The 12598-nt window shown below is 71.2% G+C and carries 13 protein-coding genes; 11 read left to right on the top strand and 2 right to left on the bottom strand.

What is annotated here, in order from left to right; all coding sequences use genetic code 11:
- Positions 1 to 189 precede the first annotated feature (189 nt).
- A complete protein-coding gene (locus AC6EUL_RS13360) occupies positions 190 to 864 on the top strand; it encodes a response regulator transcription factor (RefSeq protein WP_056213171.1) in 675 nt (224 codons plus the stop codon).
- Positions 865 to 983: 119 nt separating this feature from the next.
- Here the strand turns inward: AC6EUL_RS13360 and AC6EUL_RS13355 are convergent, their stop codons facing one another.
- A complete protein-coding gene (locus AC6EUL_RS13355) occupies positions 984 to 2387 on the bottom strand; it encodes a flagellin N-terminal helical domain-containing protein (protein WP_056274226.1) in 1404 nt (467 codons plus the stop codon).
- A gap of 333 nt (positions 2388 to 2720) precedes the next feature.
- On the bottom strand, positions 2721 to 3014 hold the full coding sequence (locus AC6EUL_RS13350) for a PilZ domain-containing protein (RefSeq protein ID WP_056213176.1): 294 nt from the start codon (positions 3012 to 3014) through the stop codon (positions 2721 to 2723).
- Between the two features lie 134 nt (positions 3015 to 3148).
- On the opposite strand from AC6EUL_RS13350, the gene AC6EUL_RS13345 reads away from it, so the two are divergent.
- From AC6EUL_RS13345 to flgD, 10 genes are all read left to right on the top strand, one after another.
- Entirely contained in the window at positions 3149 to 3706 is a 558-nt protein-coding gene (locus AC6EUL_RS13345) for a hypothetical protein (RefSeq protein ID WP_156653264.1), read from the top strand.
- Positions 3707 to 3875: 169 nt separating this feature from the next.
- Entirely contained in the window at positions 3876 to 4652 is a 777-nt protein-coding gene (locus AC6EUL_RS13340; RefSeq protein ID WP_056213182.1) for a DUF1217 domain-containing protein, read from the top strand.
- A 6-nt stretch (positions 4653 to 4658) separates the two neighbouring features.
- Positions 4659 to 5384 (top strand): flagellar basal-body rod protein FlgF, encoded by a 726-nt coding sequence (gene flgF, locus AC6EUL_RS13335; RefSeq protein ID WP_056274212.1) that lies wholly within the window; start codon positions 4659 to 4661, stop codon positions 5382 to 5384.
- A 4-nt stretch (positions 5385 to 5388) separates the two neighbouring features.
- Entirely contained in the window at positions 5389 to 6714 is a 1326-nt protein-coding gene (fliI, locus tag AC6EUL_RS13330; RefSeq protein ID WP_499870599.1) for a flagellar protein export ATPase FliI, read from the top strand.
- Positions 6715 to 6856: 142 nt separating this feature from the next.
- On the top strand, positions 6857 to 8095 hold the full coding sequence (locus tag AC6EUL_RS13325) for a flagellar hook protein FlgE (protein ID WP_499870597.1): 1239 nt from the start codon (positions 6857 to 6859) through the stop codon (positions 8093 to 8095).
- A gap of 125 nt (positions 8096 to 8220) precedes the next feature.
- Complete coding sequence (gene flgK / locus AC6EUL_RS13320) at positions 8221 to 10116, top strand: flagellar hook-associated protein FlgK (protein WP_499870595.1); 1896 nt, start codon at positions 8221 to 8223, stop codon at positions 10114 to 10116.
- Between the two features lie 5 nt (positions 10117 to 10121).
- Positions 10122 to 11171: a flagellar hook-associated family protein gene (locus tag AC6EUL_RS13315; protein ID WP_056274202.1), complete on the top strand. Its 1050-nt coding sequence runs from the start codon at positions 10122 to 10124 to the stop codon at positions 11169 to 11171.
- Positions 11172 to 11314: 143 nt separating this feature from the next.
- Complete coding sequence (flaF, locus tag AC6EUL_RS13310; protein WP_056213195.1) at positions 11315 to 11662, top strand: flagellar biosynthesis regulator FlaF; 348 nt, start codon at positions 11315 to 11317, stop codon at positions 11660 to 11662.
- 8 nt (positions 11663 to 11670) lie between these two features.
- Positions 11671 to 12132 (top strand): flagellar biosynthesis repressor FlbT, encoded by a 462-nt coding sequence (flbT, locus tag AC6EUL_RS13305; protein ID WP_082487877.1) that lies wholly within the window; start codon positions 11671 to 11673, stop codon positions 12130 to 12132.
- 28 nt (positions 12133 to 12160) lie between these two features.
- A complete protein-coding gene (flgD, locus tag AC6EUL_RS13300; RefSeq protein ID WP_056213421.1) occupies positions 12161 to 12580 on the top strand; it encodes a flagellar hook assembly protein FlgD in 420 nt (139 codons plus the stop codon).
- The last annotated feature ends 18 nt before the right edge of the window (positions 12581 to 12598 follow it).

Below are 12598 nucleotides of genomic sequence, written 5' to 3'. Positions count from 1 at the left end.
ATTTCCTTAAAGAAACATTTTTAACGCAAGGCGACGGACGGCAGCGAATAAATCCTCTTCAAGAGAGGCCGCTGCGAAGTCATCATCAAGTAAAACCTGGATGCCAAGGGCGAACAACGAAGTCGCTCCGCTTCCAAGGTGATCGTCCGGTGGGCTTGCAGAACAGTTCGTTTTCGGCGGGGCGCTGAAATGTATATCGTTGTCGATGAGAGGCACTCGGTGGCCGCCGAGTACGTGGCGGGCTTCAACGCGCAGGCGGTTCCGGCACGCAGCACGAATGCGGACGACTTCCTGGCCTGGCTCGCCGGAAACCCGGCCGATGCTCTCCAGGGGATCGTGCTCGGCGAATGCGCCGATCGCGCCAGCCGGACCGCCAGGATCCGCAGCTTCTCCCAGGCGCCCATCATCGCCCTCAACGAGACCCGCTCCCTGGAGCAGACCCTCGACCTCTTCACCGCCGGCATCGACGACGTCGTGCGCCGCCCGGTCCATGTCCGCGAGATCCTGGCGCGGGCCGAGGCGATCCGCCGGCGCGGCATCCGCGGCGAGATCCAGGCGCCCGCCGCCCAGGATCGCAGCGGCCGCCTCAAGGTGTTCTCCGACGGCCGCGACCCCGAGATCGACGGGATCAGCCTGATCCTGCCGCGCCGCGAGCGGCACATCCTCGAGTATTTCGCCGGCCATCGCGGCCGGCAGCTCAGCCGGGCGCAGATCTTCACCGCGGTCTATGCCGACCACGGCACCGACGTCGAGGAGAGCGTGGTCGAGGGCCACATCAGCAAGCTACGCAAGAAGCTGCGGATGCGCCTCGGCTACGACCCGATCGAGGCCAAGCGGCTGGCCGGCTACACCTTCGTGGGCTGATCCGCGCCCGGGTTCCGCCGCGGTCGCGCACCCTCCGGAATGCAAAAGGCCACGCCTCCTCGCGGAGGCGTGGCCTGTCTTGCGTGGAGCGCCCCGGAGTCCCCGGGGCGCCGTTCGGCTTAACGGAAGAGCGAGAGGACGTTCTGGCTCGCGGCGTTGGCGATGCTGAGGGCCTGCACGCCGAGCTGCTGCTGGGTCTGCAGGGCCTTGAGCTTCGTGGACTCCTCCTCGATGTCGGCATCGACGAGGGTGCCGATCGTCCGGTCGTTGGCCTTCATCAGGGTGTCGATGAACGACTTCTGGCCGTCGATCTGGGTCTTGTTGGCACCGAGCTTGGTGCCGGCATCGGTGACCTTGGCGATCGCCTTGTCGACCATGTTGATGATGCTGCTGAGGTCGGCGTCGCCGGCGGTCCCGACCAGTTTCGAGATGTCGAAATCGGCGACGGTGTAGTTACCCGTGACCCCTGGGGTGGTGTAGGTGCCGCCGGCCGTGTCCAGGATACCCTTGCTCACCACCGTGGTCGCATCCGTGCCGGTTGCCAGCTTTCCGGTGGCCGTCGCGCCACCGTAGCCGAGGTCGACGGTGTTGGCTGCGGTGGTGTTCACCTGGAGGGACTCCGGCGAACCGACCGTGCTCCGGGTAAACGTGAGGCGGCCCTGGGTGTCGAGACCGGCGGTGACCTTGCCGGCCAGATCGACTGAGCCGGCGATCTGGTTGTTGATCGCCGAGAGCAGCTCATCGGTGGTCACGCGGGCCAGGTTCGAGACCGCCGAGGTGAGGCTGGCCTTGTTGAGCGTGATCACGGCCGCGGTGGCGGAGCCGTCCACGCGGATGTCCAGCGCGACCGTGGCGGCGCCCGAGAAATCGGCCGTGCCCCGGTTCGCGGGCGTTGCGTCCGCCGGACGGAAGGCCGCCAGACCGGTCATGGTCTGGGAGCCGAACACCTGGGCGGCCGTGCCCGGCACGTCCACGCTGGTGCCCGCGTTGGCGTCGTAGAGCTTGATCTCGTTGACGTTGATCTTGACCGTCGAGAACGCGATGTCGCCGTCGGCCTCACGCGAGAACCCGGCGATGACCAGGCGATCCTTCTGATAGGTCGATGCGGAGGAATCGACCGAGAGCCAGTTCTGGCCGCTCGACACCGACGACTTGGCGGTGCTGTCCATCTTGTTCTGGATGGCGTCGATTTCGACCTGCACCTTGGCGCGGTCGACGCCGGGCTGCAGGGCCGTCTGCAGCTTGGCGCGCATGTTCTGCAGATCGGAGATCGCGGAGTTCAGGCCGTTGTAGGCGGTGTCCACCGCCGAGGAGCCGAGGCCGAGGGAGTCCTTCACGGCACCGAGCGAGGCGTTGTCGGTGCGGACCGTGGTGGCGATCGACCAGTAGGCGGCGTTGTCCGCGGCGCTCGAGACGCGCTGGCCGGTCGAGACCCGGTTGCTGGTCATGTCGAGCTGGGTGTTGATGCTTTTCAGGGTCGTCAACGCCGTCATGGCGGCGTTGTTGGTCAGCAGGCTGGTCATTGCGAGGATGTCCGGTTGGCAGGAATTGCAAGGAATTCGTGTGCGTAGCCGAGCAATACGCCCCGAGGGCTAAAGATCTCTCTCAGGAGAGGTCGAGTATTGCTTCATACATCCCGGAGTTTCACCGGACCGGTGGGACGACATCATGTCTATAGGTCCACGAAACCTATCCACCGCGTTCGTATCGAGGGGCTTCCGTCCCGCTCCGGGACAGTCGCTTGCCGATGAGGCGACTATGCCCGGTCCGGCTTAGCAGGAGCTTAAGGCCGATCGCCCGGGCCTGTGCCCGGATGTGCCGCAGGCCCGCGGGACGCACCCCCGAGGGGGACGGTTTCAGTCCTGGGCCAGGAAGGTCACGCCGGCGAAGTCGGCGCGCTGCCAGCGCAGCCGGACCGCGACGGTCCGGAGTTCGTGGCCGGCGATGACGAGATCGAAGCGCTCGGGCAGGGGGGTCGGGCGCGGCAGGCGCAGGCTCGCGCCCTTCGGCGAGAGGTCCCGGACGATGCAGGGCACCAGGCTCTCCGGGCCGAGGACGATGCGGCCCTGCTGCATCACGCGGAAGCGCTTCGGCGAGGGCGTGCGCGCGGGCCGGTCTCCCCGGGCAACCGCCTCCTGCCAATCCGCCATCGTCCCGCCGTCCCGTCCGCGACCTGCGGGCAGGCTTAACAGCGGGTTTCCGGACTGTCGATCCGGGCCGGATCTTAACGGCTTGGTAACTATAACATGTGAGTGTTTTGGCTCGTCCGCCGGCTCCCCTTGCGATGGCCATGACCCCGACCTTCTCCCGTCGCGCCGCCACCCCGCTCTCGCCGCGTCCCGGCTACACCCGTCCCTCCGCCGGGGCCGAGATCCTGCGCCGGTCCCGGGCGGCCGCCGTGGAGCGCGCCGCCGTCGGACTCTGCCTCGGCCTCGCCGTGGTTTCGGGCACCTTCGCGGCCTTCGCGATCACGGGCGCCTCGAACACCTATTCGGTCCAGCCGTTCCTGCCGGCGGTGGGCGGCGGCTTCGCCTGGAAGCGGACGGCGACCCCCGTCCGCGAGGCGGCCCTCGACCTCGATCCGACCACCACCGGCGCGCTGCCCGATCCCGTCCCGCCGCGCGCCGACGAGCCGCGGGGCGACTCCGCCGCGAAGGCACGGGGCTACGTCCTGCGCCGGGTGACGGAGGGCGCGGCCCTGGTGGAAGGCCCCGAGGGCCTGCGCCAGGTGGTGCCGGGCGCCGTCCTGCCGGGCGCGGGCCGCATCCTCTCCATCCGCGCCACCGGGTCCGGCTGGGTCGTGATCACCTCGGAGACGATCATCGGGCCGACCCCGCTGTGACGGCCGCCCGCGGCCCGGTCTCGGCGCCAGCCTCCGGCAAGCCCCGCGGCCTAGGCCGGGCGGGGGCCGCCCCGGCTCCGTTCCGCGACGCCTCGGGCGCCCGGCCGTCCCGCCCCTCTCTTTGCAATCCGGCGATGCCACCGCGCCGCACGAGCGATCGCGCCCTGCCATGACGAGCACCTTCACGAGCTACCGCCTGATCGCCCGCGACCTCGACGGCACCCTGGCGCGCAAGGCCGCGCAGCCCGACGTCGCCCGCGAGACCGCCTACTACAAGGCGAAGATCGGCGACGTGAAATCCATCGACGATTTTCTCGGCGACCGGCGCCTCTACGCCTACGCGATGAAGGCCTACGGCCTGGAGGACATGACCTACGCCAAGGCCTTCATGCGCAAGGTGCTGACCGAAGGGGTCTCGGATTCGAAAGCCTTCGCCAACCGCCTCGCCGACGACCGCTACGTCGCCTTCGCCAAGGCCTTCGACTTCAACACCTACGGCGCCTTCACGACGACGCTGCCCGCCGCCACCACGGACACCACCGCCGCCTACCTGCGCCAGAGCCTGGAGACCGATGCGGGCAGCGAGGATGCCGGCGTGCGTCTCGCCCTGTACTTCGCCCGCATGGCGCCCACCGTCTCCTCGGGCTACGGCGTTCTGGGCGATCCGGCCCTGTCGCAGGTGGTCAAGACCGTCCTGGGCCTGCCCGACAGTTCCAGCGCGGACGGCATCGCCGGCCAGGCGGCGATCATCGAGAAGCGGGTGGATCTCGCGAGCTTCAAGGACCCGGACAAGCTGCAGCGCTTCGTGCAGCGCTTCACCGCGATCTGGGATGCCCAGAACAACGCCGCGTCGGCCCCCGTCCTCAACCTGTTCGCCGATTCCACCGCGCAGGGCCTCGACGCGAGTCTGCTCCTCAGCCTCCAGCGCATTCGTTTCGGGAGCTGAGGCGCCATGCAGAACGCCCTCTACGTCTCGCTCTCGGCGCAGATCGCCCTCGACAAGCGGCTGAACGCGGTCGCCAACAACGTCGCCAACCTGTCCACCAGCGGCTACCGCGCCGAGGACACCAAGTTCACCGCGCTCCTCGCCCAGGCCACCAAGGGCGCCGTCGCCTTCGCCTCCTCCGGCGACACCTACATCTCCCAGCGGGCCGGGCCGACGATCAAGACGGACAGCCCCCTCGACGTGGCGGTCCAGGGCGAGGCTTGGTTCGCGGTGCGGGGCGCCAAGGGCCCCGTCTATACCCGCGACGGCCGCATGACGATGGACGCGCTGGGCCAGCTGCGCAGCCTCACCGGCCAGCCGATGCTGGATCCCGGCGGCGCGCCGATCCTGCTCGATCCGCAGGCCGGCCCGCCCACCATCGGGCGCGACGGCAGCGTCTCGCAGGGCATCAACCAGGTCGGGGCCATCGGCCTCTTCACCCTCGACCCGAAGACCACGCTCACCCGCGCCGAGCCGAACGGCGTCAGCACCAGCCTGCCGGCGGTCCCGGTGCAGGACTTCACCCGCATGGGCATGGTCCAGGGCTATGTCGAGGGCGCCAACGTCAACCCGGTGCTGGAGATGACGAAGCTCATCACCATCCAGCGCGCCTTCGAGAGCGCGGCGACGCTCAGCGCCGAGACCGAGACCACCTTCTCCGGGGCGATCCGCTCCCTGAGCCCCCAGGGCTAAGCCGATGCCCGATCTCCTCGACCGCCTCGGCGCGGCCCTGGCGAGGGGCCGCGAGGCCCTGCCCCTGGTGCGCGTCGGCGGGCCGATCCAGGAGGTCACCGCCAGCGCGGCCCGCGTCGCCGGCGTGGCGCCGTTCATGACCCTCGGCGACCGCATGGGCTTCCTGGCCAACGGCCGCGAGCAGATCGGCGAGGTCGTGCGCGTGGATGCGGGCGGCGTGACCGTGAAGCCGTTCGATTGCCGGATCGAGGCCGGGATCGGAACCCTGGCCTATCGCCTCGGCGACCCGACCCTGCGCCCGGACCCGAGCTGGAAGGGCCGGGTGATCGATGCCCTCGGGCGCCCCATCGACGGCCTCGGCGACCTCGTCCCGGGCGCCCGCGCCGTGCCGCTGGAAGCCGCCCCGCCCCCCGCCATGGAGCGGGCGCGGGTGACGCAGCCCCTGCGCACGGGGGTTCGCGCCCTCGACCTGTTCACCCCCCTCTGCCTCGGCCAGCGCATCGGCATCTTCGCCGGCTCCGGCGTCGGCAAGTCGACCCTGCTGGCGATGCTGGCCGGGGCCACCGGCTTCGACAGCGTCGTCGTCGCCCTGGTGGGCGAGCGCGGCCGCGAGGTGCGCGAATTCCTGGACGGCGCGATGGCGCCCAACCGGGCCCGGTCCGTCATCGTCGTCTCCACCGGGGACGAGAGCCCGATGATGCGCCGTCAGGCGCCCAAGATGGCGCTCGCCATCGCGGAATCGTTTCGCGACGCCGGCGAATCCGTGCTGCTCATCGTGGATTCCGTCACGCGCTACGCCCACGCGGCCCGCGACGTCGCCCTGGCGGCCGGCGAGCCCGCGGTGGCGCGGGGCTATCCGCCGAGCGTGTTCTCCGACCTGCCCCGCCTCCTCGAGCGGGCCGGCCCCGGCCTCGACGGCGCCGGCACCATCACGGGCGTGTTCTCGGTGCTCGTCGACGGCGACGACCACAACGATCCCGTGGCGGATTCGATCCGCGGCACCCTCGACGGGCACGTGGTCCTCGACCGGGCCATCGCCGAGCAGGGCCGCTATCCGGCCGTGCACCTCCTCGGGTCGATCTCGCGCCTGGCCTCCGAAGTCTGGACGCCCGAGCAGCGCGAGCTCGTCCGGCGCCTCAAGGCCATGATGGCCCGGTTCGAGGAGACCCGCGACCTGCGCCTGATGGGCGGCTACCGCACCGGCGAGGATGCCGAGCTCGACCAGGCCATCCTCCTCGTGCCGCGGATCTACGAGGCCCTGCGTCAGGAACCCGGCATGGCGGCGAGCCAGGACGCGTTCCTGGAGCTCGCGCAGTTCCTGCGGACGTGAGGCCGATCATGCCGCCCGCTGCCCCATCCGCCCCGTTCCGTCCCCCGCGCGCGCGGCCACCCAGCCCCGCGCAAGCCTGCCTTCCTTTAGTGCCCGCCACACCGTCGCGCCGCGCCGCGATCCCCCTCTTCGAGGTGACGTCATGAGTCTCATCAGCGTTTTGCGCACCGGCGTCTCCGGCATGAATGCGCAGTCGAACCGCATCTCCACCGTCGCCGAGAACGTCCAGAACTCGAGCACCACGGGCTACAAGCGCTCGGCGGCCGAGTTCTCGTCCCTGCTGATCGATGGCGGCTCCACGGCGAACTACACCTCCGGCGCGGTCGAGACCACGATCCGCCGGTCGATCGGCACCCAGGGCCCGGTCACCTTCACGTCCTCGAAGACCGACCTCGCCATCCAGGGCAACGGCTTCTTCGTGGTGCAGGACGACAACAAGGCGTCCTACCTGACCCGCGCCGGCAACTTCGTGGTGGACGGGCCGACGGGCAACCTCGTCAACGCCGGCGGCTTCACCCTGATGGGCTACAGCCTCGTCGACGGCCAGGCGCCGACCCCCGCCCTCAACAGCACCGACGGGCTGGTGCCCGTGAACATGGCGAGCCTCGGCCTCCGGGCGTCGCCCTCCACCAAGGCGACGATGGGCGGCAACCTCGCGGCCGACACGCCGACGCTCGGCGGAACCGTGTCGCCGACGAACTACTCGAAGAAGACCTCGCTCGTCACCTACGACAAGCTCGGCAACAGCGTCACCCTCGACATCTACCTGAAGCACACGCCCGCGGACGCGGCCGCCACTCCGCCGGTCCTCCCCAACACCTGGACCGCCTCGGTCTATGGACCGGACCAGACGGCCCTGACTGCGCCGATCCAGTTCGTCTTCAACGCCGACGGCAAGCTCTCCGGCCCGACCACCGCGAGCTTCACGATTCCCGGGGGCGAGCCCTTCACCCTCGACATGAGCGGCATGACGCAGCTCGCCGGCGCCGACGCCCTCAAGGGCACCGCCAACGGCAAGGCGCCCTCGGCCGTGACCGGCACCGAATTCGGCCCGGACGGCCTCGTCTACGCGACCTACGCCGACGGCACCCGCCTCGAGGCCTTCAAGATCCCGATCGCCGAAGTGAAGAGCCCCGACAATCTCGATCCGCGCGCCGGCAACGTCTACCTGCCGTCGCTGAACTCCGGCGACCTCCAGATCGGCTTCGCCGGTCTCGGCGGCCTCGGCACCCTCAAGGCGAGCGCCCTGGAGCAGTCCAACGTCGACGTCAGCACCGAGCTGACCTCGATGATCGAGTCGCAGACCGTCTACACCGCCAACTCGAAGGTGTTCATGACCGGCAACGAGCTGCTCGAGACCCTGATGAACCTCAAGCGCTGAGGCCACGCCGGAGCCCGGCGCCGGACTCCGGCACCGGGCTCCGGGCCTCGAAGCCCCGTCCGCCGCGCCCCCCGGTGCGGCGGCGCCCGCCGCCCACCACCCGCCCGCTTTCCAGGACACACCCGATGGGCCTCGCCCTCGCCCTCAACTCCGCCCGGACCTCGCTGCTCGCGACCTCGACGCAGATCGCCGTCGCCGCGCGCAACACGGCCGGGGCGAGCGATCCGTTCTACACCCGCAAGATCGCCAACCTGGTGGCGGCCGGCGGGGGCAGCGCGGTCTCGATCCAGCGGGCCACCGACGTCGCCCTGTTCGACCGCAAGCTCGCCGGGACCTCCTCCGTGGCCGCGAGCGAGGCCGTGCTCGACGGTCTCGCCACCCTTCAGGGCACCATCGGCGACACCGGCGACGGCACCTCTCCGGCCGCGCGCCTCGGGGCCCTCAACGCGGCCCTGAAGGCCGCGGCCAACCAGCCCGACGACGTGGCGCTGGCGCGCGACGCGGTCGACCGGGCGCGCGACCTCGCGACGAGCCTGAACAGCAGCGCGGCGGCCGTCGAGACCGTGCGCGCGCAGGCCGATGCCGGCCTCGCCGAGTCGGTCGTGCGCATCAACGACCTCCTGTCCCAGTTCGAGGCCGCCAACCGGGTCGTGACCCGCGGCACCGCGAACGGCAGCGACGTGACCGACGCCCTCGACGACCGCGACCGCATCCTCGCCGGCCTGTCCCAGGAGATCGGCATCTCCACGGTCGTACGCGCCGGCAACGACGTCGCGATCTACACCGACAGCGGCGTCCCCCTGTTCGAGCGCAGCGCCCGGCGCGTCGCCTTCACGCCCACCGCCGCCTTCCCGGCCGGCACCACCGGGGCCGCCGTCATCGTCGACGGCGTGCCGGTGACGGGCGCCGATTCCCCGATGCCGGTGCAGTCCGGCCGCATCGCCGGCCTGGCGGAACTGCGCGACGGCGTGGCGACCCGCTACGAATCCCAGCTCGACGGGATCGCCGCCAGCCTCATCGACGCCTTCGCCGAGACCGGGACCCGCGTCCTGAACCAAGCGACGCGCCAGGTGAGCGCCCTCGGCGCCCTCGCCACGACGGAGGCGTTCCGCCCCGGGGCCGCCGCGGGCACGGCCGGGACGGCGGATCTCGGCGGCGCCAACGAAGTGGCGTTCGCCCTTAGCCTCGCCGACGGCTCCGCCGTCAAGATCGTGCTGAACGCGAGCACGATGGCGGGTGCGGCCGCCGACCCGTCCCGGGTGACCCCGGCCGAGCTCGTCGCCGCGATCAACGGCCGGATCGCCGCCGACACCGCGACGCCGTCGCTCTCCGGCAAGGTCACCGCCGCCCTCGACGGCGCCGGGCGCCTCACCTTCACCACCGCGGCGGCCTCGGGGGCCGCCGCGCAGCTCACCGTCCAGAACCTGGACGCCACGGCCGGCCGGACGCTGGTCGATGTCGGCTTCGGCGTCACGGGCGGGGTCCCGCCGCGGGCGGCCGGCCTGTTCGCGGCGGATGCCGGCGGGTCGGTGCCGAGCGGTCCCTTCGCCGCCACCGGGCTGGCCGCCCGGCTCCGGGTCAACGCCTCGGTCGATCCGCAGCGCGGCGGCGACGTCGCACTGCTGCGGGACGGTGGCATCGCGGGGGCCGATTACCGGTCGAATCCGGCGGCCAGCGGCGGCACCGCCTTCGCGGGCCGCCTGCGGACGCTGGCCTCGGTCCTGACGGCCGACCGCGCCTTCGACGCCTCGGCGGACCTTCCCAGCCGCGGCAGCCTCCAGGATTTCGCCACGGCGTCCGTGGGCTGGCTCGCGGGCAAGCGGCAGGCCGCCACCGCGGAGTCGAACTACCAGTCGACGCTGCTCGCCCGCGCCTCCGACGCCTATTCGAACGCCACCGGCGTCAACACCGACGACGAGACGGCGACGACCCTCGCGCTCGAACGGTCCTACACCGCCTCGGCCAAGCTGCTGACCCTGGTGAACGATCTCCTGAAAACCCTGATGGACGCGGTGCGATAGACCCCATGCGGACCAACGCCCTCTCCACCCTGAGCTTCTGGAACACGCCGCGCATCGGCGTGGCCCGCATGCAATCCGACATGGCGCAGGCCAACCAGGAGATCGTCACCGGCCGTTATGCCGATGTCGGCCTGGCGCTCGGCAGCCGCACCGGCCTCGCCGTCGGGCTGCGCCAGAAGAGCGCCGAGCTCGCCGCCCTGCGCGACAGCAACAACGCCGCGAGCCTCCGGCTCGGCACCTCGCAGGCCGTCCTGAAGCAGATCCAGGACGGGGCCGACGCCACCCTGACGGCGCTGACGGGCGTCCCCGAGGACAAGCGGGCCGGCGTCCTCAAGGACATGGCGGCGAACCGGCTCGGCACCCTGACCGCGCTCCTCAACACCTCCGCGGGCGGCCAGTACGTCTTCGGCGGCACCCGGACCGCCGCGGCGCCGATGTCCACCTACGCGACGAGTCCGGCCTCCCCGGCGAAGACCGCCGTCGACGCGGCCTTCCGCGCGGCCTTCGGGCTGTCGCAGGACAGCGCCGGCGTGAGCGCGATCACGGAGGGCGACATGGCGGCCTTCCTCGACGGGCCGGCCTTCCAGGGCCTGTTCGCCGAAGCGTCGTGGGGGACGACCTGGTCCGCGGCCGGCACCGCGCCCCTGACCAACCAGATCTCGCTCAGCGAGACGGTGGAGACGTCGGCGAGCGCCAACGCACCGGCCCTGCGCAAGCTCGCCATGGCCTACGTGATGGCCTCCGAACTCGGGTCCGCGAACCTCTCGGCGGCCGCCCAGGGCGTCCTGACCACGCGGGTCGCCGGGCTGCTGGGCGAGGCGAGCAAGGGCCTGATCACGCTCCAGGCCGATCTCGGCCGCTCGCAGGCCGCGATCGCGGCGGCCAACACCCGGCTCGAGTCGCAGACCTCGCTGCTCGACGCCCAGATCATGGACATGGAGGGCGTGGACCGGGCCGAGGCCAAGACCCGGGTCGACCGCCTGTCGACGCAGGTGCAGATCTCCTACGCCCTGACCGCGCAGCTGCGGCAGCTCTCCCTCGTCAACTACCTCTAGCGCGGCGCGGGGCCCGGACGACCGAGCCCCGTCACGACCCGGCGGCGGGCGCCTTCCCCGGAAGGCTCCGTCGGCCCCAACGGCTCATCGGTCCGATCCGCGCCCGGGCGCGGCGGGCCGCGGATACACGGGACAGGACCGATATGTACCAGTTTTCCTACGCCGAGATCCTGGAGGAGGCCCCGGCCATCGCGCGCGAGCGCGAGCGCGCCGCCTTCGACCGGGCGCTCGACCTGCTGCGCATCGCCGATCGGCCCGATGCCCAGCAGCCGGATCGCGCCATGGCGGCCGGCTTCCTGCAGAGCCTCTGGGGTGTGCTCATCGAGGACCTCCAGAGCGAGGAGAACGGCCTGCCGCCGGACCTGCGCGCCGACCTCGTCTCCATCGGCCTGTGGAGCATGCACGAGGCCAACGCCGTCATCGCCGAGCCCGACCGCGCCCTGTCGGCGCTCATCGCGGTCAACACCTCGATCCGGGACGGCCTGCGGTGAGCCGGACCATGCGCCTGTCCCTGCGCGCCGGCGAGCGCGTCTACGTGAACGGCGCGGTCCTGCGCGTCGATCGGAAGGTCTCCCTGGAGCTTCTGAACGACGCCACCTTCCTGCTCGAGACCCACGTGCTGCAGGCGGAGGCGGCGACCACGCCCCTGCGCCAGCTCTACTTCGCGGTCCAGGCGCTGGTGATCGATCCGGCCAACGCGGACGGCGCCCGCGAGCTCTGCCGCACCCTGCAGGCGGGTCTCCTCGCCGTCGTCGCCGATCCGGAGATCCGCGAGGGCGTCCTCGGCGCCGGCCGGCTCGTCGAGGCGGGCCGGCTGATCGAGGCGCTCAAGCTGATCCGCGGGCTCTACGCGGCGGAAGCCGCCCTCATGGCCGCCCCCTCGGCCGCCCCCGCTCCGGTCGGGGCCGCCGCACCGGTGCTGCGGGCCGCGCCCGTCGTATCCCCCGTCCACCCGGCCTGACCGGGCCATCGAACCAGGAGGCCCGCCGATGAGCGTCGCCAGCGTCCCCAGCACGGCCACATCCCAGACGGCCGCCACCGCCGCCGCCACCAAATCCGCGACCGGCATCGCCGCCTCGATGAACGCCGACACCTTCCTCACCCTGCTGATGACGCAGCTGAAGAACCAGGATCCGACGAAGCCGATGGATTCCACGGCCTATGTCAGCGAGCTGGCGACCTTCTCGCAGGTGGAGCAGGCGACCAAGACCAACACCAAGCTCGACTCGCTGCTCTCCTCGAGCTTCCTGTCGCAGGCCGACCAGATCATCGGCCGCACCATCACGTCCTCGGACGGCACGGTCACGGGCGAGGTCCAGTCCGTGAAGATCACCAGCGAGGGCGCCCTGGCCCGCCTCACCAACGGCCAGGACGTGCTCCTGGCGCAGGGCATTTCCCTGTCGCAGTGACGGCGTTCCGGCGTAGAG

The organism is Methylobacterium sp. 001424705 (genome assembly GCF_059816145.1).
The sequence above is the reverse complement of the archived record's forward strand: the minus strand, read 5'-3'. Positions and strand labels throughout refer to the sequence as shown.

Bases quoted from the DNA above. Each gene is read 5' to 3' on its own strand.
- flgK (WP_499870595.1), top strand. From the start codon at position 8,221: ATGGGCCTCGCCCTCGCCCTCAACTCCGCCCGGACCTCGCTGCTCGCG.
- AC6EUL_RS13315 (WP_056274202.1), top strand. From the start codon at position 10,122: ATGCGGACCAACGCCCTCTCCACCCTGAGCTTCTGGAACACGCCGCGC.
- flgF (WP_056274212.1), top strand. From the start codon at position 4,659: ATGCAGAACGCCCTCTACGTCTCGCTCTCGGCGCAGATCGCCCTCGAC.
- AC6EUL_RS13350 (WP_056213176.1), bottom strand. From the start codon at position 3,014: ATGGCGGATTGGCAGGAGGCGGTTGCCCGGGGAGACCGGCCCGCGCGC.
- AC6EUL_RS13360 (WP_056213171.1), top strand. From the start codon at position 190: ATGTATATCGTTGTCGATGAGAGGCACTCGGTGGCCGCCGAGTACGTG.
- flaF (WP_056213195.1), top strand. From the start codon at position 11,315: ATGTACCAGTTTTCCTACGCCGAGATCCTGGAGGAGGCCCCGGCCATC.
- flgD (WP_056213421.1), top strand. From the start codon at position 12,161: ATGAGCGTCGCCAGCGTCCCCAGCACGGCCACATCCCAGACGGCCGCC.
- AC6EUL_RS13345 (WP_156653264.1), top strand. From the start codon at position 3,149: ATGGCCATGACCCCGACCTTCTCCCGTCGCGCCGCCACCCCGCTCTCG.
- flbT (WP_082487877.1), top strand. From the start codon at position 11,671: ATGCGCCTGTCCCTGCGCGCCGGCGAGCGCGTCTACGTGAACGGCGCG.
- AC6EUL_RS13355 (WP_056274226.1), bottom strand. From the start codon at position 2,387: ATGACCAGCCTGCTGACCAACAACGCCGCCATGACGGCGTTGACGACC.
- AC6EUL_RS13325 (WP_499870597.1), top strand. From the start codon at position 6,857: ATGAGTCTCATCAGCGTTTTGCGCACCGGCGTCTCCGGCATGAATGCG.
- fliI (WP_499870599.1), top strand. From the start codon at position 5,389: ATGCCCGATCTCCTCGACCGCCTCGGCGCGGCCCTGGCGAGGGGCCGC.
- AC6EUL_RS13340 (WP_056213182.1), top strand. From the start codon at position 3,876: ATGACGAGCACCTTCACGAGCTACCGCCTGATCGCCCGCGACCTCGAC.